This is a genomic window from Mesorhizobium sp. M2E.F.Ca.ET.209.01.1.1, from assembly GCF_004010375.2.
Taxonomy (GTDB): domain Bacteria; phylum Pseudomonadota; class Alphaproteobacteria; order Rhizobiales; family Rhizobiaceae; genus Mesorhizobium.
In genome coordinates this window covers 1-318 of the sequence record NZ_SADP02000825.1, presented here as the reverse complement: position 1 = coordinate 318, position 318 = coordinate 1, and the positions used below count along the sequence as shown (strand labels likewise).

Here is a 318-nt window from a genome sequence, read left to right as displayed (position 1 = left end):
CAAGGATCAGGTCGCTGACCTCGCGCAAGCCATTTGTCGCACGGTGGAGGAGCTGGCGCTGACGCATGAGCTGCGGCGGGACGGCACCTCTATCGTGACGGTGAGCGTCGGCGCCGCGTTCACCCGTACGCAGGCCGGCGGCAAGCTGGAGAAGATCATCCACGAGGCCGATCGGGCGCTGTATCTGGCAAAGGCCGGCGGCCGCAATTGCGCTCGATTGTTCGATCCGACCGATCCGCAATCGTGCGACGAGAGCGAGAACATCGCGGCCCTGCTGAAGATCGCCGTCGAAAGGGATCTCGTCTCGCTGGTCTACCA

At 64.5% G+C, this 318-nt stretch carries 1 protein-coding gene; it reads left to right on the top strand.

Features of this window, described 5'->3' with window-relative positions; translation table 11 throughout:
* Nucleotides 1-318: GGDEF domain-containing protein (locus EN852_RS38070; RefSeq protein WP_135879850.1), on the top strand; the 318-nt coding region annotated here is incomplete at both ends.